We start from the raw sequence: 1002 nt of genomic DNA, 5'->3' as shown, positions 1-1002 counted from the left end.
CCGCCGGGGCTCTCCACCCCGACGACGCCGCCCGTCGTCCGTACCGCTGTCCTACCGTCGTCCGTACCGCCGCACGCCCGAGGCCGGCCCCGGCCGCCCCTCAGCCCCGACGGCCCCAGCGACGGCCCTTGCCCTTGCCGCCGCCCTCGCCGACCCCGCCCTCGCCGACCCCGCCCTGGTCGCCCCCGGGGGCGGGCCGGTCCTGGCCGCCACGCGGGTCCTGCGGGGCCGGGCCGCCGTGATTCCAGCGCGCCCACTCGTCACGCGAGCCGAGCAGGGTGTCGGTGAGGCTCGGCAGGTCATCCATCGGCGTCTCCTCGGCCCACTCCGGCCGGGGTCGCTCGGCGGTGGCCTGCGACTCGTCGGCGGGCTGCGGCTCGTCGCCGACCACCGGCAGCTCACGGGTGCTGTCCACCGGCTCCTCGCGCCACAGCCCCAGCGGCACCCGGTCCTCGGTACGGCCCGCCTCGGTACGACCCGCCCCCGCACGGCCCGGCTCCACCCGGCCCGGTGCCGGACGCTCCGACAGAGAACGCTCCGACACAGAACGCCCCGGCGCCGGACGCCCCGGCTCGATCCGCGGCAGCACCGCGGTCCGGTCCGCCTCCTCCGTGACCTTCGGCAGCACGGCCGTCTCGTCCACGGCGGTCGGCGGGACGACCGGCAGCTGGGCGGTCGCGTCGGCGGCCTCCGCCGCCCGGACGGCCGCCTGGCTGTCCCGCAGCGACAGCTCCCGCGTCGCCTCGTCGGTGCCGCCGGGCCCGGGAGTGCCCACGGGCCCCGCCCCCGGGACGTCCCGGACGGCCCGCAGCTCGGTGGTCACGGCGTCCCCGGGAACCGAACCAGCGGCCGGACCGGCAGCCTGACCAGCAGCCGAGCCCGGGGGCGTAACCCCCCCGCCCCCCCCGCCCGCCCCGCGCCCCCCCCCCCCCCACCGCCCCCCCGGGCGCGCGCCCCCCCACCGCGCCGCCCGCCGCGCGCGCCCGCGCGCCCGCGCCCCCC

General features: G+C 81.4%; 1 protein-coding gene. It reads right to left on the bottom strand.

Going from position 1 to position 1002, the window contains the following annotated elements; genetic code table 11:
- Positions 1-100: 100 nt before the first annotated feature.
- Positions 101-823, bottom strand: coding sequence for a hypothetical protein (locus tag ACFV6I_RS39775; protein WP_380431203.1), 723 nt, complete (start codon positions 821-823; stop codon positions 101-103).
- Positions 824-1002: the final 179 nt, after the last annotated feature.

The organism is Kitasatospora sp. NPDC059803 (assembly GCF_042732255.1).
In the GTDB taxonomy this organism is placed as follows: domain Bacteria; phylum Actinomycetota; class Actinomycetes; order Streptomycetales; family Streptomycetaceae; genus Kitasatospora.
The sequence above is the reverse complement of the archived record's forward strand: the minus strand, read 5'-3'. Positions and strand labels throughout refer to the sequence as shown.